This window comes from Acetobacter persici, from assembly GCF_018256955.1.
GTDB classification, from domain to species: Bacteria; Pseudomonadota; Alphaproteobacteria; order Acetobacterales; family Acetobacteraceae; genus Acetobacter; species Acetobacter persici.
Map to the genome: position 1 here is coordinate 59,739 of NZ_JAERKU010000007.1, position 20,881 is coordinate 80,619.

The window sequence follows — 20,881 nt, forward strand, 5'->3', positions numbered from 1 at the left end:
GGGAAGGGCGTAGTCTATAAGCCGGTTAAATGACAGATTATAAACCATTTGTTAAAGTTTCTAGATCTGGAAGACATATTATTTTTTGAATAGAAAAAACTCTGATAAAAATAAAAACAGTTTCAATATTATTAATTTCCTTGTAAATATTGTTTGTTAATAATTAACATAGATAAATATAGATCAATTAATGCCCCGATTCATTTTTTATGTAAACTTATTTTAGAACGAGGAATACTTTACAGGGTTGTTTATTTTACAGGTTTGCGTTGAATGCGAACAAGAGCAGCCAGAAAAACTGCAAGATTCAGCAGAGCTGGCAGGCTGCGGCCACAGCGCGCAAACAGAGGCGCAGGGAGTGCTGCGGGCAGGGGGACGACCAGAGTGCCGGTTTTCCCCCAGCCAAGACGGGCGAGTTCATGCCCAAAACCATCATAGGCAATGGAAATGCCGGTATTGGCGGCACGGGCAATGGGTAGCCCCTCTTCCACTGCGCGCAGCCGGACGGAGGAGAGATGCTGGCGCGGGCCGGCACTGTCCCCAAACCAGGCATCATTCGTCACGTTCGCCAGCCAGCGCGGGCGGTCATGCCGATCCACCGTCAGCCCGGAGAAAATGACTTCATAACAGACCAGAGGCCCGACGGCCGGGATGCCCGGCAGATGCCATGTCTGCGCGCCGGGGCCCGCGGCCATGCCGCCTTGCGGGACAATTTGCAGCGGGATGAACGGGGGCTGATATTCGCCAAAGGGCACCAGTCGGGCCTTGTCATAAAATGCCGTCATCTCGCCACCGGGCGCCAGTGCGATAACGGAGTTGCGGTAACGTCCGTTATCATCCACGCGCAGCGCGCCAATAAATCCGGCATCAGCCCCTTGTGCCCAGTCCATAATCATCTGGCGGGCGCGGGGGCTGTCCTGCAACAGGCCGGAACCGGGGAAGGCTGTCTCGGGCCACAAAAAGACAATCGGCCGCGTCACGGCATCTGCAAAGGCTGGTTGTGGTTGCAGCTTGCGCGCCTGAAGGACCCCATCTGCGGTCAGATGCAGGTAGCGCATGAAAATATCACGCGGGTTAAGATGCCCGACTTTTTCCGTTTCCGGCACGTTGCCCTGTACGAGTACGGTCACGGGTCCAGCCTCTCCGGCAGGGTGAACCGTGTTCACGCGCATAATGCTCGCTGTCAGGCTGCCGCAGAGCATGAAAGCTGCGCAGGCCGCAATGCGCAGGCGGTCAGCGCGCCGGGGGAAGACAAGTGCGGAACGGCCCATGTGGACCCGCACTGCGTCTTGCAGGGCCTGACCACCAAACACAGCGCCTAGAACCACAAAAAAAGTCAGGCCGTCCACGCCAATCCATGCGGCAGGCTGAATCAGCACGTCTCCTACCGCACCGGGAACAGCCAGCGCGCTGCCCAGCGGGTTCCATGTAAACCCGCTGAACAGAAATACGCGACCCATATCAAAGAGGGTCCAGCTTGCGGCAAGGGCCAGAAGGCGGCGCGGTCCCGCCGGGGCAAGGCAACTGAATGCTGCCGCAGCCGCGACCATGGGGGCCAGAATCAGGGCGCACCCCAGTGAAGGGAAGGGTACAAACCACCAGAATTCTTCAGCCCGGATCATCACCGCGTTTACCAGCCAGTACAGGTTGGCGGTATAGAAGCCAAAGCCGAAGAGTGCTCCGGCCCACGCGGCGTTTTTCCAGTCTGATGCCCGGTTTATGGCCCGGCCCAGAGCAGGAAACGTTATGAGCAGAACCGGCAGGCAATGGACTGGCGGCAGCGCGAGGGCCGAGAGGGCACCCATGCCCAGCATCAGGCCTGCCTGACGCCAGCGGGCAAGCCGGGTGTGTGGGGTCTGCCCGCTGGCGGCAGGCAGGCTGGATTGCGGAGCGCGCCAGAAGGCCAGACGGCTCAGCACTGAACGGGCAGGATGCACGGAAGTGTTAGGGGCGAAAAAGCAGGGAAGGCCGGATCAGCCCATGAAACCTGCTTAGTCGAGCGCATCACGCAGGCGGCGTTCATAATGGCGGTAATATTTATCAGCCAGCAGTTCACTTTTCACCAGAACGGCAACGTCCGTGGTGTTGAACTGCGGATCAATCACCGCGCCGTCCCCCACATATCCGCCCAGACGCAGATAGCCTTTGATCAGCGGCGGCAGACGGGCCAGTGTTTTGCGGAAGTCGATGGAATGGGGGTCAACCCGCAGCATGTCCACGCGCCGTTCCGGCAGGGCTTTCACGCGCAGAGCGGGGGGGGCCAGATGGTTGTGGTAGAGATAGGTCAGTTCATTGGCGATGGAATCCGGGTTGGTGCCCGGCAGGCTGGCGCAGCCAAACAGCACATCAATGCGGTGCAGGAAAATGTAGGAGGCAATCCCGCGCCACAAAAGCTGCATTGCAGCGCGGCCGCGATAGTCCTTATCCACACAGGATCTGCCAACTTCCAGCAGACGCCCCGGAAATTCCGTCAGGGGAGAAATGTCATATTCACTGGCGGAGTAGAAGCGGCCAATTTTGGCCGCGGCATCGCCCTGCACAAGCCGATAGGTGCCCACCACGCCGCGGGCGTCGGACGCAATGGCGTGGTCAATAACCAGAAGATGGTCGGCAACGGCATCAAATTCATCAATGTCGCGCTTCAGGCGCAGGGTTTCCGCGTCCGGGTGCGCGCCCATTTCTTCATAAAAGACGCGGTAACGCAGGGCCTGTGCGGCGTCCCGTTCATCATCAGTCGTGGCAATACGGACGCTCAGATTGCCGCCGCGGAGTTCCGGAAAACCCTTGCGTTCCAGATCCAGCGTGGAGAGGGAGCCTGAGGGCAACTGGTCCGTGCTCAAGAGGCGGCTCCTTTGCGCTTAGCAGCCTGAGGGGCCTTGGCCGCCTGCGTGGCTTGCGGGCGCTTTTTGCCAAACAGTTCAAGCCGCATGGACACAAAGTCAAACCCCAGCCGTTCGGCCACGCGCCGCATCAGCTCTTCATGCTCAGGGTCTTCAAACTCAATAACCTTGCCATTATCCACATCAATCAGGTGATAATGGTGGCGGCCATGTTCCGTGGCTTCATAGCGGGCGCGGCCCCCGCCAAAGTCACGCCGTTCCAGAATACCTTTTTCTTCCAGCAACCGCACGGTGCGATAGACTGTGGCGACGGAAATGCGGGAATCAAGCGCTGAGGCGCGACGATAGAGTTCTTCCACATCGGGATGATCATCCGCGTCTGACAGAACGCGTGCGATAACGCGCCGCTGCCCCGTCATCTTCAGGCCATGTTCGATGCACAGCTGCGCAATCCGTGATTCTGTCGACTGTGACTTCAAGGGCGCAAATCCTGCTTGTTACCACCTGCGTTCATGAACCATCAGGTAGCCGAAAAGGGGGAGGGTTGTCCAATTTTACACAGACCTGCAGGTTTTTTAAGCTCTGATTTCAAATGGTTTCTATACCCGGCCTGTGCGGCCGTTCAGGAGGAGTGTCTATGGAAAACCCGGCAGACCCGTCAGAACAGCAGGATGCGGATTCGGCGCCCTCCGCAGCGCTTATGCTGGATATCACGCATGAAAAATGCCCGATGACATTTGTGCGCACCCGTCTGGCGCTGGACGGGATGGCGGCAGGGCGTGTGCTGGTGGTGCGGCTGAGGGGGGAAGAACCGCACAGAAATGTCCGCCGGTCCGTGCTGGCGCTGGGGCACGCCGTTCTGGCTGAGCAGGCGGCAGAGGATGGCAGCATCGTGCTGACAGTCCAGAAAAAAGACCCCGCACCGGCAGGCTGAAGGCAGCCGCCGGGCGGGGTCTGAGAACGCGCCCTGCCCTGAAAGTCAGGGATCAGGTCTAGTTGTTCATGGCCTCGAAGAAGTCATTGTTGGATTTGCTGTATTTGAGCTTGTCCAGCAGGAAGTCCATGGCGTCCATCGTGCCCATAGGGGCCAGAATACGGCGCAGGACCCACATTTTGGACAGGGTGGCGCGGTCCACCAGCATTTCTTCCTTACGGGTGCCGCTCTTGGTGATGTCAATTGCGGGGAAGGTGCGCTTGTCAGCCAGTTTGCGGTCAAGGATCAGCTCGGAGTTACCCGTGCCCTTGAACTCTTCAAAAATCACTTCATCCATGCGGCTGCCGGTATCAATCAGCGCCGTGGCGATAATGGTCAGAGAGCCGCCTTCTTCAATGTTACGCGCCGCACCAAAGAAGCGCTTGGGGCGCTGGAGGGCGTTGGCGTCCACACCACCGGTCAGCACCTTGCCGGAGGACGGCACAACCGTGTTGTAGGCGCGGGCCAGACGGGTGATGGAGTCCAGCAGGATCACCACATCGCGCTTGTGTTCCACCAGGCGCTTGGCTTTTTCCAGCACCATTTCCGTCACCTGCACATGGCGGTGGGCCGGTTCATCAAAGGTGGAGGAAATCACTTCACCGCGCACGGAGCGGGCCATGTCGGTCACTTCTTCCGGCCGCTCGTCAATCAGCAGCACGATCAGGAAGCATTCCGGATGGTTGGCGGAAATGGAGGAGGCAATGCTCTGCAGCATGACCGTTTTACCGGTGCGCGGCGGGGCCACAATCAGGGCGCGCTGGCCCATACCGATGGGGGCGACCAGATCAATCACGCGGGGCGTGAAATCCTGCGTGCTTTTGCCTTTTTTGCCTTTGGCCTCACTCACCGGCGGGGCAGCGTTTTCCACTTCCATCTGCAGGCGGCGCTCAGGATAGAGCGGGGTGAGGTTATCGAAATTGATGCGGTGCCGGACGGCTTCCGGCGCTTCAAAATTGATGCTGTTGATTTTCAGCAGCGAGAAATAGCGTTCGCCATCCCGCGGGGCGCGGATCTGCCCTTCAACCGTATCACCCGTGCGCAGACCAAAGCGGCGCACCTGAGCGGGGGAGATGTAAATATCATCCGGACCGGGGAGGTAGTTTGATTCGGGAGAGCGGAGGTAACCGAACCCGTCATGCAGGATCTCGAGTGTGCCATCACCGTAGATCGCCTGATCGTTATCGGCCAGTGTCTTCAGAATGGCGAACATCATGTCCTGCTTGCGCAGGGATGATGCGTTTTCAATATTCAGGTCTTCGGCACAGGCCAGAAGATCGGCCGGAGACTTGGCCTTGAGTTCCGCAAGATGCATTTAGGAATGCCCTGACTGGCAATAGTTCAGAAATGGGGAGGTCCGGACCAGTCTTGCGCAAAGCCCGGAAGCACGGGGTGGCACAGCACAGGTGCGCCACGGCGGCCCGGATAGCAGGATGATCCTGACATGAGGGAAAGCACTGGACAGGTGAAGTCAGCCAGTTCTGGAGGCGAAGAATAAGTCCGCAAGTCTGGTTCGTCAACCAGACTTTACAGGCGCCCAAGGGGTATCAGGGTGTATCAGGGGGCAGCGGCTGGCGTGACAGCGGCCTGCCAGGTGTCCCGGCTGAGCCAATATTGCGAAACCGAGGTATCGGGCGAGATAAAATTGGTCACCTGAGACCAGAGCTGGCTGGGTCTGGGGCGGGTGGTCAGCGCGCCGGACAGCAGGGTGGCGGAGCAGGGGCCATCCAGCGTGATATCCCGGTCAGAAAGGGTCACGTTCAGGTGGCAATGGCTTAACTGTGCGGAGCCGGGAGCGGTAAGAGTGCCTGTGACCGGTCCGGCATCCAGAGGGCGCATGGCGGAATCCAGCCGCATCATCTCCCCTGCGACGGTGCCGGTGCCGGTCTGATGCAGGCCGATCAGAATGCGGCGGTTATGCGCGGAGGCCAGGCCACCATAGCGCAGGGGTTCCGCACTGAGCTGGTTGAAAAGAGCCTGATAGGTTGCCTGACTGATGGCCGGGTTTGGTCTCGCCGCCGCCAGTCCGGTGGCGGAGGTGGCAACACTCAGGAGGCAGATACCCGCTGCCGCCAGTGCATGACGCAGCGTTCTGGTCGCCTGCCTCTGTGTTGCGCAGTGAGTGCGGGAAAACAGTGTACGCTGTGTCATTTAATGCCTCCAAGCCATCCTTTGCGCCAGAACCACAGGAGCGGCAGCGCGACGGACGCCGCCATAAGCCCCAGTGAATACCAATAGCCAAAGGACCAGTTAAGTTCCGGAATATCCTTGAAGTTCATGCCATACACCCCGGCAATCAGGGTGGGGGCCACGCCGATAAAGCTGACAACGGTCAGCACCTTCATCACGCCGTTCTGCTCGATACTGATAAAGCCCAGCGTGGCATCCAGCAGGAATTCGACCTTGCTGGCCGCCTGAGAGACATAATCACTCAGAGAGGACAGATCGCGGTTCGCGGTTGCCATACGGGACCGTAAAGCGCCGGAGAGAGCATAGGGCGCGTTGTCTGTGGGCAGGGTTGTGACGCCAGCTTCAAACCGCCGGGATGTGACGGGCAGCCCGGAGGCCGGGGCCATGCCGTCCTTTTTGCTCTCGCTTAAAAAAATGGTGATGCGTTCCAGCCCCAGCAGAGTGTCCCGCACGCGTGAACACAGATCCCCGGAACTGCCGACGCGCTCCAGCAGTTCCCGCTGCCAGGCGGCAATACTGCGGACGGCAGGCTTGTTCTGTCGCCGCTTGAAAATATCTCTGGAAAGCTTGTCCAGCAACATGCCGACACTTTCCAGAATATCCGCCAGCCGGTCCACAATGGTTTCAATCAGGGCCACCAGAACCTCGCCGGGGCCAATGGGGGCGGGTACGAGAGTTTGCGGCTGCGGCTGCGGCTGTTGTTGTGGCGGGGCTTTGGGCGATGTGGCTTCTTTCTGCTCCTGCCCGGGGGTGACAACCGTGCTGGGTGCCGGTGTGGCGGCCGGGGAGGGGGGCAGCGTATGGTCCGCCACAAGCTGCGCCACACTCTCAAAAGACGGATAGGGCTGATAGCGGATGGTAATGAGGCGTTCCGCCGTCAGCACAAACCCAACCGGGAAAGCCTCAAACTCCAGCCCCGTTTTCTTGAGCAGCGGCGTGGACAGAAATGCAGCGCCATTCCGCACACTGATGCGCGAGGAACTTTCAATCTCGTTCAGATCATCCAGCGTTGGGAGCGGCTGGCCGCAGATGCGCGCAGCCAGATCCTGCTCCTCCGGCGTGGGGTTGAGCAGGTCAATCCATGCTACGCCGTGGGCGTCGGCCTCACTCTCAATCGCCCGGGCCGGGGCGCCGGGCTTGTGGGCCAGAAACATGAACTTCTCCTTGAGCGTGGCAGCGGGCGCAGTCGCGTGTGTCGGCCGGCCAGACCGGGGGGGCGCGGGCGGCGCAAATATGACCAGAGCAGCCGGGCAGTGACAAGTGACAGTCCTGAATAGCCCCCAACCACCTGTTTGCATCCGCTTATTCGCTCTCTGTCACGGGGATATGTTCAGAGCGTGCGCACACCTGCGTGGGGTCACGAAAGGTCTTCACACAGGCCAGGGGTTTTTCCTCAAGGTTATCTCAAAATTTAGACATCCTCCCCTCTGGGCAAGGGCTTGTGGCTTCTGGTAAGCCAGACGTTCTGTTTTGGGGCAGGGCGGCCCCGGCATAAGACGCAAAAATCAGGAGCGGCAGAACCACCCATGGCGGACCCGGCAGCACAGCACAGCACAGCAGCAACTCAGGCCAATTCTCTCCGGCACGGTCCGGATGCGCGCGGCCATTTTGGTGGCCGGTATGGCGGACGGTTTGTTGCAGAAACCCTCATGCCGCTGCTGCTGGAACTGGATCAGGCCTATGAGACCGCAAAGGCGGACCCGGCGTTCCATAAAGAGCTGGAATTTTATCTGCGCGATTATGTTGGCCGCCCCAGCCCGCTCTGGTTTGCCCGCCGTATGACGGAAGAGCTGGGGGGCGCTAAAATTTACATGAAGCGTGAGGAGCTGAACCACACCGGCTCTCACAAGCTCAATAACGTCATGGGGCAGATTCTGCTGGCCCGCCGCATGGGGCGCACCCGCATTGTGGCGGAAACCGGGGCCGGGCAGCATGGCGTGGCGACCGCGACCGTCTGCGCCCTGTTTGGCATGACATGCGTGATTTACATGGGGGCAACGGACGTTGAGCGCCAGAAGCCCAACGTGTTCCGCATGCGTCTGCTGGGGGCGGAGGTGGTGCCCGTTACCGCCGGGGCCGGGACGCTGAAAGACGCCATGAATGAAGCCATGCGCGACTGGGTTGCCAATATTGCGGATACCTATTTTCTGGTGGGCACGGTTGCTGGCCCGCACCCCTATCCGGCCATGGTGCGTGATTTCCAGAGCGTGATCGGGGATGAAACCAAAGAGCAGATGCAGGCGCAGGAAGGCCGTCTGCCGGATGTGATTGTGGCCGCCATTGGGGGTGGCTCCAATGCTATGGGGATCTTCCACCCGTTTCTGGACGACCCTTCTGTGCGCCTGATTGGCGTGGAAGCTGCTGGCTGTGGTCTGGATAGCGGCAAAACGGCGGCATCTATTGAGCGGGGCCGCCCCGGCGTGCTGCATGGCAACCGCACCTATCTGCTGCAAAACGCGGATGGGCAGATTGATGAGGCCCACTCCATCAGCGCCGGTCTGGACTATCCGGGTGTGGGGCCGGAACATTCCTGGCTGAGCGATATTGGGCGTGCGGAATATGTTGGCGCGACGGATGATGAAGCCCTGAAAGCCTTTGAGCTTTGCACGCGCACGGAGGGCATTATTCCGGCACTGGAATCCGCGCATGCCATTGCCTATGCCGCCAAAATTGCGCCGACCCTGCCGAAAGAGACCTTGCTGGTGATCAATATTTCCGGCCGGGGCGATAAAGATATTTTCACCGTTGCCGAGCATCTGGGAGTGAAGCTGTGAGCCGTATTGCCGCCCGCTTTAAAACACTGGCCGCAGAAGGGCGCGGTGCACTCATCCCGTATCTGGAAGCCTTTGACCCGGATTTTGAAACGTCTCTGGCGCTGCTCAAAGCGATGCCTGCCGCAGGCGCGGACCTGATTGAAGTCGGGATGCCGTTTTCTGATCCCTCAGCCGACGGCCCGGTGATTCAGCTTGCCGCCCGCCGGGGCCTGAAGGCCGGGGCCACGCTTGCGGGTGTGCTGGACCTGATTGCGGATTTCCGAAAGGATGATCAGGACACACCTGTTATTCTGATGGGCTACCTCAATCCGGTAGAAGCCTATGGCCATGCGCGCTTCTGTGAGGACGCCGCTGCTGCCGGGGTGGACGGCCTGATTCTGGTCGATCTGCCGCCAGAGGAAGCCGATATTCTGGAAGCCCCTGCGCAGAGCGCCGGGCTGGATATTATCCGTCTGGTGGCTCCCACAACGTCGGACGAGCGGTTGCGCTACGTGCTCTCTCATGCGTCTGGCTTTGTTTATTATGTGAGCATTACCGGCATTACGGGCACGCGCACGGCCAGCGCGGAAGATTTACAGGCGGCTCTGCTGCGCATCCGTGCCGCGACGGACCTGCCGGTTGCCATCGGTTTTGGTATCCGCACCCCTGAGCAGGCCGCAACGGCGGCTGGTATTGCGGACGGGGCCGTTGTGGCGTCTGCCCTGTTGTCTACTCTGGCCGAAACACTGGATACGGACGGCAAGGCGACAGATCAGACACTCCCCCGCGTGCTGGAGCAGATCAAAGGGCTGGCTGCCGCCGTGCGCGCCGGGGAGAAAAAGGCGGGATGACTCGTCTTTTGCAGCATTTTTACGCTTTTGCATCCGCTTTGCAGGGATGACGCACCCCTTCCGTGTGAGTGTGATCGGCGGCGGCCCGGCCGGACTGGCCGCCGCCGAAGTGCTTTCTGCCGCAGGCTGCGCCGTGCAGGTTGTGGAGTACATGCCAAGCCTTGGCCGCAAAATGCTGATGGCCGGGCGCGGCGGCCTGAACATCACCCATTCTGAACCTCCGGAACCGTTTCTGGCCCGCTATGCCGGGGCCGCTCCGTGGCTTGCGCCTTTTCTGGCGGCATGGAGCACGGAGGATATCCGGCAGTGGATGGCGGGGCTTGGGCAGGAAAGTTTTGTCGGCTCTTCTGGCCGCATTTTCCCCAGCGTCATGAAGGCCTCTCCTTTGCTGCGGGCCTGGCTTACGCGGTTGCAGGAGCAGGGGGTTACGCTGCATCCGCGCACCCGCTGGACGGGTTGGGATGCTGCCGGGCATCTGACGTTTGCGCAGTCTGTCGCCAAAAATCCGTCTGAAGCGGGCGAGACGCGGTCTGCCGCAACCGAGCAGGCACAAGGCACCTCGCTTTTTGCCGCGCCCGACGCGGTCATTCTGGCATTAGGCGGGGCAAGCTGGCCACGTCTGGGGAGTGATGGCGGCTGGGTTTCCCTGCTGGAACAACGGGGTGTTGCTGTCTCAGCTTTGCGTCCGTCGAATTGTGGCTTTCAGGTCGTGTGGTCAGAGCCGGTCCGGGAGCGATTTGCCGGAACACCGCTCAAGCCGGTCGCACTCACGTTTGCCGGGCAGACCGTGCGGGGGGAACTGGTGGTCACGGCGTCCGGGCTGGAAGGGGGCGCACTGTATGCGTTGTCTGCGCCGCTGCGGGAGCATCTGGCCCGGCATGGGGCGGCGGAGCTTTTGTGTGACCTGCGGCCCGATCTGTCTGTGCAGGATCTGGCAAAACGGCTGGCCGCTGTGCGCCCGCGTGAGAGCCTGTCCAACAAATTGCGCAAGGCTCTGCGCCTGCCGCCGGTAGCGGTGGCCCTGTTGCGGGAGGCCGGGCCTGTGCCTGCCTCCATGCCCGCTCTGGCGGCACGAATTAAAGCCTTGCCTGTGCGGCTGACGGGCTTGGAGCCGCTGGCCCGCGCCATTTCTACCGCCGGAGGGATTACGCAGGCCGCGTGTGATGACCGGCTGATGCTGCGTGCGCTGCCCGGCGTTTTTGCGGCTGGTGAAATGCTGGACTGGGAGGCGCCGACGGGCGGTTATCTGCTGCACGCGTGCCTTGCAACCGGGCGGGGTGCCGCGCAGGGTGCGCTTGCATGGTTGCGGGAGACCCATCCGGAGCGGTATCGGATGCCCCTATGAGCAGCAACATGATCGTGATGGGTGATGTGCCGGGGGGTGGCCCGGCACGGATGGACCTTGCCGAACTTCTGGCCACCCGGCTTCTGGTGCAGGGCAATTCCGGGTCCGGCAAGTCGCACCTGCTGCGGCGTCTGCTGGAGCAGTCGGCCCGCATGGTGCAGCAGGCGATTATTGACCCGGAAGGCGATTTTGTCAGTCTGGCGGAAAAATTCGGCCATCTGGTGATAGACGGGGCCGAGTGTTCGGAAATGGCGCTGCATGCCGCCGGGGAACGGATGCGCATGCACCGGGCCTCTGTTGTGCTGAATCTGGAAGGTCTGGACGCAGATCAGCAGATGAAGTGGGCGGCGGCGTTTCTGGGCGGCATGTTCGAGGCCCCGCGAGACTACTGGTATCCCGTGCTGGTGGTGGTGGATGAAGCCCAGCTTTTTGCGCCTGCTGCTGCCGGTGAGGTCTCGGATGAAGCCCGCCGCGCCTCGCTTGGTGCCATGACCAACCTGATGTGCCGTGGCCGTAAACGTGGTCTGGCAGGCATTATCGCCACGCAGCGTCTGGCCAAGCTGGCCAAGAACGTGGCGGCGGAAGCCTCCAATTTTCTCATGGGCCGCACCTTTCTGGATATCGACATGGCGCGTGCGGCGGACCTGCTGGGCATGGAGCGCCGGCAGGCGGAAGCCTTCCGCGATCTGGCGCGGGGCACTTTTGTCGCCCTTGGTCCGGCGCTGAGCCGCAGACCGATGCCGGTGCGGATTGGCACCGTAGAAACGGAAAGCCGGTCCGCCGGCCCGGTGCTGACACCGTTTGAACCGGCGTCCGCCCCGGTGCATGACCTGATTCTGGCTCCTGTGCCGCAGGCAGAAACATTTGCCCGGCCCAGAAAGCCGCCTGCCGCCCCCCCGCCGGACCTGTTGAGCCAGCTTGCCGCGCATGGCGAGGCTCAGGCCACTGCCCTGCAGGACGAACAGCAGCAGGAGGAACCGCCGGAAGATCAGGCCGAGCGGGAAGCCCGCATGAACGCCATTTTGCGGGACATGCTGGCGGATGATGAAACATCTTTCCGGGCTCCTGCCGTGTTGTATCAGGATTTTTTGGTGCGCTGCCGGATTGCCGGGCTGGGCCGTAATGCGCTGGACCTCAAGGCGTTCAACCGCGCGCTGGCCACGGCCCGTAGCGGTGTGAGCGAGGATATGTCCACCACGCCGGACTGGCAGCAGGCGGAGGCGCTGGCCAATGCCCTGCCGGAAGACCTGCAATCTGTTTTCCTGTTTCTGGCGCGTGCGGCCATTGGCCGTCTGCCGTGCCCGTCCGATGCGGAAATTGCCCGCGTCTACGGCACGGTCTCGCAGGGGCGCGCCCGGCGTCTGGTGGAATGGCTGGAAGACCGGAATATCATTGTCCTGCGGGCTGACGGGATGGGCCGGCGCGTCATTACCGTCATTGGTCCGGGGTGGGAGACGCTGCCCGGCGTCCCTCAGGGGTGAAACTCCTTAAAAAAGTGCTGGTGTGCGGGCATGACGGGCGCGGCGCGCGGTGCTATAGGCCGAAGCATGACGGATGACCCGCCCTTTAGCCCGGCTCTGCTCCCGGCTGGCTTTGTAGACCTCCTGACCCCCGATGCCCGGACCGAGGCAGAAGGGGTTGCGACCCTTATGCGCGTGTTCGCCTCACATGGTTATGACCGTGTCAGGCCGCCGCTGATGGAGTTTGAGGAGACCCTGCTGGCGGGTTCGGGCGCGACTCTGGCGGACCAGAGCTTCCGCGTGATGGACCCGGATACCCGCAAGATGATGGTCCTGCGGCCCGATATCACCCCGCAGATTGCCCGTATGGCCGCGACTCGGCTTGGTGCCGCCCCGCGCCCCCTGCGTGTGTCTTATTCCGGGGCCTGTGTGGTGGTGATGCCTGCCGCTGCGGAAGAAAGCGGGCGGCAGATCATGCAGGCCGGGATCGAGCTGATTGGCCCGGACAGCCCGCAGGCGGACGCGGAAGTGATGTCCGTGGGGGCGGAAGCCCTCGCCCAGCTCGGGGTGCCGGAAGTCTCGTTTGATCTCACAATGCCGCCGCTGGTGCCTGCTTTACTGGAAGAAGCCAGCATTTCTCCCAGCGTGCGCCCTGTGCTGATGCGCGCTCTGGACCGTAAGGATGCTGCCGCTGTGGCGGAACTCGGCGGCTCGCTTTCCGAGACGCTGATTGCCCTGCTGCGGGCCGCAGGTCCGGCGGAGCAGGCGCTTGACCAGCTTGCCCATATCAGCCTGCCGCCGCGTGCCCGCGCCTTTAGTGAGCGTCTGGCCGCAACGGTTGCCGCCGTGCGCAAAACGGCGCCGGCTCTGCGGCTGACGGTTGACCCGGTCGAATTCCGTGGCTGGAAATATCATACCGGCGTGTGTGTGACGGTGTTTGCCGTCGGCCGCGCCGAAGAGCTTGGCCGTGGTGGCCGGTACCTCTCCAGTGATAATGAACCCGCCTGCGGGCTGACGTTCCGGCCGGATGTGCTGTTCCGCACCATTCCGCCTGCGCAGCCCTGCCCGCGCGTTTATCTTGCCCCGGATGCGGATGCACAGGTTGCAGCGCGTCTGCGGGCGGAAGGGCATGCCACGCTGGCGGCCCTGTCCTCCACGCCCCACGCCGCAGGTCCCGAACAGAACCGGGCCGAGGCGCAGCGTCTGGGGTGCAGCCACATTCTTTCCGGTGCAACGTGCACAAAGCTTGACTGACCTTTTCCACCACGGGGGACGGCGTATCATCCCCACAGGTTTTCAGGCAGATTTTCCAGGAGCAGACCGTTTATGTCCAACGTCACGGTGATCGGCGCCCAGTGGGGCGATGAAGGCAAAGGTAAAATTGTAGACTGGCTGGCCAGCCGGGCAGACATTGTTGTGCGCTTTCAGGGTGGCCACAATGCCGGGCATACGCTGGTTGTCGGCAATCAGGTTTACAAGCTTTCCCTGCTGCCCTCAGGGGTCGTCAGCGGCAAGCTGGGCATTATCGGCAACGGCGTGGTGGTGGACCCGCAGGCGCTGCTGGCGGAAATTGGCCGTATTCAGGAACAGGGGCTGACGGTTACGCCGGATACCCTGAAAATTGCGGAAAATGCTCCGCTGATCCTGCCTGTGCACGGTGCGCTGGACCGCGCGCGTGAAGCTGCCCGTGGGGACCGCAAGATTGGCACCACAGGCCGCGGGATCGGCCCGGCTTATGAAGATAAGGTGGCCCGCCGCGCCATCCGCCTGTGTGATCTGGCCGAGCCGGAAACGCTGGACTGGAAGCTGGACGAACTGCTGCTGCACCACAACACGCTGCTGGCTGGTCTGGGTGCCGAGACGTTTAAAAAGGAAGAGCTGATGGCCTTCCTGACGGAGATTGCCCCCAAGGTTCTGCCGTTTATGGCGCCGACATGGGACATTCTGGATGAAGCCCGTCGCGGTGGCCGCCGTATCCTGTTTGAAGGCGCTCAGGCTGTGATGCTGGATGTGGACCACGGGACCTATCCGTTCGTCACCAGTTCCAACACTGTTGCCTCCAACGCAGGCACCGGCGCTGGCATGGGGCCGAACGCCGCCGGTTTTGTGCTGGGCATTGCCAAGGCCTATTGCACCCGCGTGGGGGAAGGGCCGTTCCCGACAGAACTGTTTGATGATGTCGGCCGCAAGATTGGTGAGCGCGGGCATGAGTTTGGCACGGTGACGGGGCGTCCGCGCCGCTGTGGCTGGTTTGATGCCATTCTGGTGCGTCATGCGGTGCGCGTGGGCGGTGTGAATGGTCTGGCGCTGACCAAGCTGGACGTGCTGGATGGGTTCGATGAAATCCGCATCTGCGTGGGCTATGAGCTGGATGGTGAAAAAACCGACCGCTTCCCGTCCTCCCCGGCGGCTCAGGCCCGGATCAAGCCGATTTTTGAAACGATGGAAGGCTGGAAAGACACCACGCACGGTGCCCGCCGCTGGGCCGACCTTCCGGCTCAGGCCATTAAATATGTGCGCCGGATTGAAGAACTGGTGGGAGCGCCCGTTACCCTGCTGTCCACCAGCCCGGACCGTGATGATACCATCCTGATGCGTGACCCGTTTGAAGACTGATTAAACATTCATTCTGAAAACGGTGTTCAGACCCGCTGCGTGATTTTCGGCCTCCTCTTATGTGAGGATGCCGGGGGCACAAGGCGGGTCTTTTTTATCCAGAACGGCAGGGGGGCCGTCAGTCGGCCTGCATAATGGCCATTTCCATGCCGTTGGGGTCCCGGAAATGGAAGCGGCGGCCACCGGGGAAGCTGAACGGTGCCAGACGCCGTGTTGTCTGGAGCCAGCGCCGCCGTCAGGGCGTAGGGTGCAACGGGTTTTGCTGCATGGCCGTCGCGGTATCCGCGTCTGCAAACGCCCCGAAGAGACCAGAGGCCGGATACAGTGCCCGGATACGCTCCTGCTGGGCTTTGTTTTCCAGCGTGGTGCAGATGCCTTCCAGCATCCCCAGTTCGAGCAGTCCGCGTTCAGAAAAGGAGCGGGAGATCTGGTTTTGCAGGGTCTGGAAAAAGGTTCTGCAGCGCTGCGGCAGAAATGTGCGAAAAATACTCATGCGAGCGTTTCCTGGAGGCGCATCCGGCACAATTGCCGGTCCGGCTCCTGAGCGCTCCATAATCCAGAATTCCGGAGCTTGCATAGAATGATTTTGCACCCCAGCAGAGCTTTCCCGGCAAAGGTCGCAAAGTGTGTAACTTTTGTGACACCGGTTGTTTTTCCTCAGTCCCCCGGCTTATTCTGCGCGCGAATCGCTATGGGGTGTTCATGACACACAATGCAAGTGTTCTCGTTGTTGAGGATGACCCGGCACTCTCCCGGCTGATCTGCTATAATCTGGAAAAGCAGGGCTATGACGTGCGGCTGGCGGGTGATGGCCATACAGCTCTTGACCAGATCAGCCGCCGTGCGCCGGACCTGATTTTGCTGGACTGGATGCTCCCCAATATTTCCGGGCTGGAAGTCTGCCGGCAGTTGAGAGAACAGCCTAAAACAAAGTCCATCCCGATTATCATGCTCAGTGCACGCGGGCAGGAGACGGACAGCGTGCGCGGGCTGGAAATTGGCGCGGATGATTATCTGATCAAGCCATTTGGCATGGAAACGCTTTTTGCGCGCGTTAAAGCCATGCTGCGCCGGCTGCCCCCTTCAGGCAATGTGCTGAAGTTTGAGTCTCTGGTGCTGGACCGAGTGGCGCACAAGGTGGAACGCAACGGGCGTCTCCTGCCTCTGGGGCCGACGGAATACAGACTGCTGGAATTCCTGATGACGCATCCCGGTCAGGTTTTCTCGCGCGAGGAACTGCTGGAACAGGCATGGGAGCGCAGCTCCTGTGTGGAACTGCGCACGGTGGACGTGCATATCAGACGGCTGCGGCAGACGCTGAACGCAGGGGATGAGAAAGACCTGATCAGAACTGTCCGCGCCCGGGGATATGCACTTGATATGCCACAGGACTAAGAGCGTTCTGACGCAGCGGAGTGCCTGATCATGCATGAGGCACTCGTTGCTGTTGCAGGCGCGCTGGTTGGCAGCGGGCTGACCGCCAGCCTGCTGGCAGCCCGGCTCCGGCCGGAAAAAACAGAACCGCCCCGCTACACTCAGGAGGATACGCTTCAGTCTTCCAGAACCGCCGTGCCGGAAGGGGTGGAACAGGTCATGGCCTGTGTGCCCGCGGCGACGATGGTGCTGGATGAGGAGCGTCGGCTGCATTATGCCTCACCAGAGGCACACCGGATTTTTGCGGATACGCTGGGCAGTATCAAACGGCACCCCGCTTTCCAGACGGCGCTGGACCGGCTGGCTGAGCGAAGCACAGAGGCTGCGGTTACGTCAGAAACGGCCCGTATTGTGCTGGATGTCCCGCATCACAGGGTCATACAGGCCCGTTTCCAGCAGCATGTTCTGCCTGCTGTGCTGTTTACTGGTGCGCGGGGCATGAGCGCCTCGACAGAACGCGCGCACAACGCCCTGGTTTTTGTTGCGCTGTGTGATGAAACGGAAGCCGATAATACCGAGCGCCAGCATACGGATTTTGTCGCTTATGCCAGCCATGAGCTGCGCACGCCGCTTGCCGCCCTCATGGGGTTTGTGGAAACACTGCAAGGTCCGGCGGCGGATGACCCGGAAGCCCAGCAGGAATTTCTGGGGATCATGGCGGCACAGGGCAAGCGGATGCAGCATCTGCTGGATGATCTGCTTTATCTGTCCCGCGTGCAGCGTGTGGAGCATCAGCGCCCGCGCGGGTCTGTGGCGCTGGCGGATCTGCTGAGCCGCCTGAAGGCCGAGTCTCAGGCGCTGTTCCGGCTGAAAAAAGTCAGGCTGACCATTGAGCCTGTGCCAGACCCGGCATGGTGCGTTGCCGCAGATACCAGCCAGCTTGTGCAGGTGCTGATCAACCTGATTGAAAACGCCGTCAAATATGGCTCCTTGCCGCATGATGGCGGCGCATCGCCCGCCCTGCACGTAACAGTCTCCTGCACGCTTGCTCCGCCCGATTCCCGCTGGCCAGCCGGGCCGGGTGTTGTGCTGAGTGTGACCGATAACGGGCCGGGCATTGCCGCACGGCATCTGCCCCGGCTGACGGAGCATTTTTATCGGGTGCCCAAGACAGCCGCCTCCGTGCAGGGCAGCGGACTCGGGCTTGCCATTGTGCAGCATGTGGTCACGCGGCATGGCGGCCGCTTTGCGGTGGAAAGCACGGTGGGCAAGGGCACAACATGCAAAATCTGGCTGCCGCTTGCGGCTGCGTCTGCTGTCACAAAACCTTCATAAAACAGTCTTGAACATGTCATGCCGTGGCGAAGCTAAACCCGCTAAGGCTTGTCCCCGACGTAACGATTTGCGTCGTTATTTATGATGTCCAGGGATAAAACCGAAATGCGTCTTTCCTTCAGGCCTGCTCTGTGTCTGCTTGCTGCAACGTGCTTGACCGCTGCACTGCCGAGCATCTCCCGGGCTGAAAGCGTCACTGGCGCGGGTTCCAGCTTTGCCGCCCCGATTTATGAAGCCTGGGGTGAGACCGCCAAGACCGCCGCTGGCGTGACGGTAAATTACCAGAGCGTTGGCTCCAGCGCCGGACAGAATCAGGTTCTGGCAGGAACGGTTGATTTCGGTGCTTCCGATGCGCCGATGGATGCAAAAAAGATTGAATCCGCCGGTCTCTTTCAGTTCCCCACGGTTATGGGCGGCATCGTGCCCGTCATTAACATCCCGGGCATCAAGGCTGATGCGCTGCGCCTGAGCGGTGCTGTGCTGGCTGGCATTTATTCCGGTGAAATCACGGAATGGAATGACCCGAAAATTGCAGCCCTCAACCCGGGTGTAAAACTGCCTGATATGCCGGTTGCCCCTGTGCACCGTGCGGACGGGTCTGGCACCACGTTTGTCTTCACGTCCTATCTGGCCGGGGCTTCTGCCTCATGGCACGATTCTCTGGGTGCCAGCACCTCCATCTCATGGCCCGGTGGTCTGGGTGCCCGTGGGAATGATGGTGTTGCTGCAACCGTGCAGAACACGGAAGGCGCTATCGGCTATGTTGAATATGCCTATGCCAGCCGCAACCATCTGACGACTGTCAAGCTGCACAACCGTGCGGGTGAAGATGTTGCTGCAAATCAGGCAAGTTTTGCCCACGCAGCAGAAGCCGCCGACTGGCAGCATGCGTCTCACTTTGCGGTCAACCTGCTCGATACGCAGGGTAAAGGGGCATGGCCGATTGTTTCCGCAACTTATGTGCTGACTCCGATCGCTCCGAAAAATGCTGCACGCGGTGAAGCCGTTCGCACGTTCTTCACCTGGGCGTTTGAAAAGGGTGATGCAACAGCACAGAAGCTGGATTATGTTGCTCTGCCGCAGGCTGTTAAAACCAGCATCCTGTCCGCATGGAAAAGCGCAAAATAATCCTTCCCTTATTTTATAAATGCTTTTTAGAAGACTTTATAAAAAATCCTGTTCATAAAGTCTTTTGATATGTGAAGGCGGGCTGAATTATTCAGCCCGCCTTTTTTGTCATACAACTGTAACGAAAGCATCACGAAACCATCACGCACAAAGTGCGTTCGCCGGGATATTCAGCGTTCATCTTCTCTCCTCTGGAATGGCAATGATGCGCTGTAAACCGGTTATTTCATCTCTTGCGTTTGCTTCTTTTCTGATGGGTGGCGCAGCCCCCGTCGCAATGGCATCCTCCTCTGATGATGCGCAGATCCGCGCTCTTCGCCTTGAAATGGCGCAAATGCGCAAAGAGATGATGGGGCAGATCACAACGCTGAAATCCCGTCTCGCCCGCACAGAAAGCGTCTCTCACAAACAGGACCACATGAGCACCGCATCAGCTCATGGCGGTCGTGCTCATCGTGAGATTGCCTCCGGACCGGTTGACCCGAGCGTGCAGTTCAATGAACCCGCTCCCTTTGCAAACCGCATTCATCTGGCCAATGCCGGCACCCCGACGTCTGACCGCGGGGACGTTATGTCCTGGAAATCTTTCCGCGCTGCCACCAAGAGTGATGAAAACGTGCATGTCGGCGGCATGATCGTTGGCTTCCCGAAAGGTCGTTTCACGGTTGCGTCTGAAGATGGTGCTTACGGCCTGTCCATCGGTCTGGCGTTCCATGAAGATTTCGGCGGCTTCTTTAATTCCGGGCCGCGCGGGAACGAAGCGCGTGGCGCGTTTAACAGCTTTACCAGCAACATGCGCCGCCTGCGTATCCCGTTCACCTTCCGCTACAAAAACTTTGTTGCGGCTGTGACACCTGACTTTGGCGCAAACCATAACGACGGGTATGTCGGCCTGTATGAAGGTAACCTGAACTATACCGGCCTGCACAACACCATCCTGACGGTAGGCTACTTCCAGCCGCGCGTGACGGAAGAAGATTCTGAAAGCTCCAACGACTTCTTCACGCTTGAGCGTCCCAGCATTACCGACATGGTGCGTAACATCGCCGCGGGTGACGCCCGCTTTAGCGTTGGTGGTCTGCACTATGAAAAACGCTGGTGGATTGCAGGCTATTTCACCGGTCAGGAATGGGGTCACCGCAACGCGTCTGACATGAGCAGCACGTATTACGGTGGTGGCAGCGGCTCTACGGTGGACAGCCAGACTGGTGCAACCCTGCGTGTTGCCGGGCGTCCGGTTGCGACGAAAAACTGGGATGTGCATATGGGCGCTTCCGGGATTTCTGCCTTCCGTCTGGCCTGTAACTCCACGGATGCCTATCACTGCTCACGCTCCACATCTTTCGGCCAGCGTCCTGAGTTTGACATTGGTGAAGCCAACCTGGCTGCAACCGGTGGCATCAGCAATGCCGCACAGGTCTGGGCTGCTGGTCCGGAACTGGGTGTTCGCTGGAAGCGCCTGATTGTGAAGGGTGAATACTATCACGTGGGTGTTCAGCGTGACGCGCCGGGCCTGAAATCTGCTGGTTTCCAGGGCTGGTATGGCTCTGCGGCTTACACGCTGTTCGGCAATCCGCGTCTGTATAATGAAAAAGAAGGTGCCTTCGGTGCTCCGGGCGTGCCGGAAGCTCAGGAATTTGACCCCGCTCGTAACCACTGGGGTGCGCTGGAAGTTGTCGGCCATTACAGTGTGATCGACCTCAACAGCCGCCTGAACGATGCCAACGCGAAGAATGTTGTGCGTGGTGGTCAGCAGACGGTCTGGACGGGTGGCCTGAACTGGTATCCCAACCGCCACTTCCGCATCATGCTTGATTACAGCCACTTCATCGTGTCCCGCAGCATGCAGGCCACAAACATCTACGGTCGCACGGGTAACTCCGTTGCTGCCCGTATTCAGGCAGGTTTCTAAAACACGGTCTGAAAGAGGCCTGACCGGGGCTCTTTCAGCACGCTTGTTCTGACCGAATGATAAAAAACCCCCTTCAGGGTAGCCTGAAGGGGGTTTTTTATGGT

General features: G+C 60.4%; 18 protein-coding genes. 11 read left to right on the plus strand and 7 right to left on the minus strand.

Annotated features, from left to right (window positions below):
• Window positions 1-251: 251 nt before the first annotated feature.
• The 3 genes from lnt to JK199_RS09590 form a co-directional block, all read right to left on the minus strand.
• On the minus strand, window positions 252-1,814 hold the full coding sequence (lnt, locus tag JK199_RS09580) for an apolipoprotein N-acyltransferase (RefSeq protein WP_212375597.1): 1,563 nt from the start codon (window positions 1,812-1,814) through the stop codon (window positions 252-254).
• 177 nt (window positions 1,815-1,991) lie between these two features.
• Entirely contained in the window at window positions 1,992-2,840 is an 849-nt protein-coding gene (locus JK199_RS09585; RefSeq protein WP_025826283.1) for a GNAT family N-acetyltransferase, read from the minus strand.
• Window positions 2,837-3,259 (minus strand): Fur family transcriptional regulator, encoded by a 423-nt coding sequence (locus JK199_RS09590; RefSeq protein WP_244985057.1) that lies wholly within the window; start codon window positions 3,257-3,259, stop codon window positions 2,837-2,839. The genes JK199_RS09585 and JK199_RS09590 overlap by 4 nt, the downstream gene beginning before the upstream one ends.
• A gap of 281 nt (window positions 3,260-3,540) precedes the next feature.
• On the opposite strand from JK199_RS09590, the gene JK199_RS09595 reads away from it, so the two are divergent.
• On the plus strand, window positions 3,541-3,774 hold the full coding sequence (locus JK199_RS09595) for a sulfurtransferase TusA family protein (protein ID WP_237590915.1): 234 nt from the start codon (window positions 3,541-3,543) through the stop codon (window positions 3,772-3,774).
• 58 nt (window positions 3,775-3,832) lie between these two features.
• Here the strand turns inward: JK199_RS09595 and rho are convergent, their stop codons facing one another.
• From rho to JK199_RS09610, 3 genes are all read right to left on the minus strand, one after another.
• Entirely contained in the window at window positions 3,833-5,128 is a 1,296-nt protein-coding gene (gene rho, locus JK199_RS09600; RefSeq protein ID WP_077930506.1) for a transcription termination factor Rho, read from the minus strand.
• 242 nt (window positions 5,129-5,370) lie between these two features.
• Window positions 5,371-5,964: a hypothetical protein gene (locus JK199_RS09605; RefSeq protein ID WP_212375490.1), complete on the minus strand. Its 594-nt coding sequence runs from the start codon at window positions 5,962-5,964 to the stop codon at window positions 5,371-5,373.
• Window positions 5,961-7,157, minus strand: a complete 1,197-nt coding sequence (locus tag JK199_RS09610) for a magnesium transporter CorA family protein (protein ID WP_212375492.1) — start codon at window positions 7,155-7,157, stop codon at window positions 5,961-5,963. Before JK199_RS09610 ends, JK199_RS09605 begins: the two co-directional genes overlap by 4 nt.
• Before the next feature lie 372 nt (window positions 7,158-7,529).
• On the opposite strand from JK199_RS09610, the gene trpB reads away from it, so the two are divergent.
• The 6 genes from trpB (at window position 7,530) to JK199_RS09640 (ending at window position 15,028) form a co-directional block, all read left to right on the plus strand.
• Window positions 7,530-8,777 carry a tryptophan synthase subunit beta gene (trpB, locus tag JK199_RS09615; RefSeq protein ID WP_025826275.1) on the plus strand — a complete coding sequence of 416 codons (1,248 nt, stop codon included), beginning with the start codon at window positions 7,530-7,532 and terminating at the stop codon, window positions 8,775-8,777.
• Window positions 8,774-9,607, plus strand: a complete 834-nt coding sequence (gene trpA / locus JK199_RS09620) for a tryptophan synthase subunit alpha (protein WP_212375494.1) — start codon at window positions 8,774-8,776, stop codon at window positions 9,605-9,607. The genes trpB and trpA overlap by 4 nt, the downstream gene beginning before the upstream one ends.
• A gap of 46 nt (window positions 9,608-9,653) precedes the next feature.
• Window positions 9,654-10,952, plus strand: a complete 1,299-nt coding sequence (locus JK199_RS09625) for a TIGR03862 family flavoprotein (RefSeq protein WP_212375495.1) — start codon at window positions 9,654-9,656, stop codon at window positions 10,950-10,952.
• Window positions 10,949-12,433, plus strand: coding sequence for an ATP-binding protein (locus tag JK199_RS09630; protein WP_086655943.1), 1,485 nt, complete (start codon window positions 10,949-10,951; stop codon window positions 12,431-12,433). Before JK199_RS09625 ends, JK199_RS09630 begins: the two co-directional genes overlap by 4 nt.
• A 30-nt stretch (window positions 12,434-12,463) precedes the next feature.
• Complete coding sequence (locus JK199_RS09635) at window positions 12,464-13,666, plus strand: ATP phosphoribosyltransferase regulatory subunit (RefSeq protein ID WP_077930500.1); 1,203 nt, start codon at window positions 12,464-12,466, stop codon at window positions 13,664-13,666.
• 72 nt (window positions 13,667-13,738) lie between these two features.
• Window positions 13,739-15,028, plus strand: a complete 1,290-nt coding sequence (locus JK199_RS09640; RefSeq protein WP_077930499.1) for an adenylosuccinate synthase — start codon at window positions 13,739-13,741, stop codon at window positions 15,026-15,028.
• Between the two features lie 235 nt (window positions 15,029-15,263).
• On the opposite strand, the gene JK199_RS09645 is transcribed toward JK199_RS09640, so the two are convergent.
• On the minus strand, window positions 15,264-15,521 hold the full coding sequence (locus JK199_RS09645) for a hypothetical protein (protein WP_212353885.1): 258 nt from the start codon (window positions 15,519-15,521) through the stop codon (window positions 15,264-15,266).
• 209 nt (window positions 15,522-15,730) lie between these two features.
• On the opposite strand from JK199_RS09645, the gene phoB reads away from it, so the two are divergent.
• From phoB to JK199_RS09665, 4 genes are all read left to right on the plus strand, one after another.
• A complete protein-coding gene (phoB, locus tag JK199_RS09650; protein ID WP_077930497.1) occupies window positions 15,731-16,423 on the plus strand; it encodes a phosphate regulon transcriptional regulator PhoB in 693 nt (230 codons plus the stop codon).
• Window positions 16,424-16,453: 30 nt separating this feature from the next.
• Window positions 16,454-17,737, plus strand: coding sequence for a sensor histidine kinase (locus JK199_RS09655; protein WP_212375497.1), 1,284 nt, complete (start codon window positions 16,454-16,456; stop codon window positions 17,735-17,737).
• A 105-nt stretch (window positions 17,738-17,842) separates the two neighbouring features.
• Window positions 17,843-18,865, plus strand: a complete 1,023-nt coding sequence (gene pstS, locus JK199_RS09660) for a phosphate ABC transporter substrate-binding protein PstS (RefSeq protein ID WP_086656022.1) — start codon at window positions 17,843-17,845, stop codon at window positions 18,863-18,865.
• A gap of 196 nt (window positions 18,866-19,061) precedes the next feature.
• Window positions 19,062-20,777, plus strand: coding sequence for an OprO/OprP family phosphate-selective porin (locus JK199_RS09665; protein ID WP_077930494.1), 1,716 nt, complete (start codon window positions 19,062-19,064; stop codon window positions 20,775-20,777).
• The last annotated feature ends 104 nt before the right edge of the window (window positions 20,778-20,881 follow it).

Bases quoted from the DNA above. Each gene is read 5' to 3' on its own strand.
- pstS (WP_086656022.1), top strand. From the start codon at position 17,843: ATGCGTCTTTCCTTCAGGCCTGCTCTGTGTCTGCTTGCTGCAACGTGC.
- trpB (WP_025826275.1), top strand. From the start codon at position 7,530: ATGGCGGACCCGGCAGCACAGCACAGCACAGCAGCAACTCAGGCCAAT.
- JK199_RS09630 (WP_086655943.1), top strand. From the start codon at position 10,949: ATGAGCAGCAACATGATCGTGATGGGTGATGTGCCGGGGGGTGGCCCG.
- JK199_RS09625 (WP_212375495.1), top strand. From the start codon at position 9,654: ATGACGCACCCCTTCCGTGTGAGTGTGATCGGCGGCGGCCCGGCCGGA.
- JK199_RS09655 (WP_212375497.1), top strand. From the start codon at position 16,454: ATGCATGAGGCACTCGTTGCTGTTGCAGGCGCGCTGGTTGGCAGCGGG.
- phoB (WP_077930497.1), top strand. From the start codon at position 15,731: ATGACACACAATGCAAGTGTTCTCGTTGTTGAGGATGACCCGGCACTC.
- JK199_RS09590 (WP_244985057.1), bottom strand. From the start codon at position 3,259: ATGACGGGGCAGCGGCGCGTTATCGCACGCGTTCTGTCAGACGCGGAT.
- JK199_RS09635 (WP_077930500.1), top strand. From the start codon at position 12,464: ATGACGGGCGCGGCGCGCGGTGCTATAGGCCGAAGCATGACGGATGAC.
- JK199_RS09640 (WP_077930499.1), top strand. From the start codon at position 13,739: ATGTCCAACGTCACGGTGATCGGCGCCCAGTGGGGCGATGAAGGCAAA.
- JK199_RS09645 (WP_212353885.1), bottom strand. From the start codon at position 15,521: ATGAGTATTTTTCGCACATTTCTGCCGCAGCGCTGCAGAACCTTTTTC.
- JK199_RS09605 (WP_212375490.1), bottom strand. From the start codon at position 5,964: ATGACACAGCGTACACTGTTTTCCCGCACTCACTGCGCAACACAGAGG.
- JK199_RS09610 (WP_212375492.1), bottom strand. From the start codon at position 7,157: ATGTTTCTGGCCCACAAGCCCGGCGCCCCGGCCCGGGCGATTGAGAGT.
- rho (WP_077930506.1), bottom strand. From the start codon at position 5,128: ATGCATCTTGCGGAACTCAAGGCCAAGTCTCCGGCCGATCTTCTGGCC.
- JK199_RS09595 (WP_237590915.1), top strand. From the start codon at position 3,541: ATGCTGGATATCACGCATGAAAAATGCCCGATGACATTTGTGCGCACC.
- lnt (WP_212375597.1), bottom strand. From the start codon at position 1,814: ATGCTGGGCATGGGTGCCCTCTCGGCCCTCGCGCTGCCGCCAGTCCAT.
- JK199_RS09665 (WP_077930494.1), top strand. From the start codon at position 19,062: ATGGCAATGATGCGCTGTAAACCGGTTATTTCATCTCTTGCGTTTGCT.